Here is a 255-nt window from a genome sequence, read left to right as displayed (position 1 = left end):
ATCGTGATCGCGCTGATCGCGTTCGTGGCCATCTGGCTGATCCGCAAGTTCATGAACCGCCGCCGTCCGGCTGAGCCCGCGTATCAAACGGGCGGTGCGAATCTGAACACTAACCTGAGCCAGATGGGCGGCTACAACCCGCAGGAGCCGCGCTACACGGCGCCGCCCACGGGCCAGTACCTCGCGCCCGAAGCGAATGCGCTGAGCACGCCGCAGATCGACACGCCGCCCGCCATTCCGGCGGGTTTCGACAGC

At 66.7% G+C, this 255-nt stretch carries 1 pseudogene; it reads left to right on the top strand.

Annotated elements, in window-relative coordinates:
* Positions 1 to 255, top strand: a pseudogene (locus SB786_RS36925) (hypothetical protein); the annotation flags it as partial.

The organism is Burkholderia sp. SIMBA_062 (assembly GCF_046534765.1).
Taxonomy (GTDB): Bacteria; Pseudomonadota; Gammaproteobacteria; order Burkholderiales; family Burkholderiaceae; genus Burkholderia; species Burkholderia ambifaria.
Note: the sequence above shows the minus strand (reverse complement) of the source record. Positions and strands in the feature narration are given on the sequence as shown.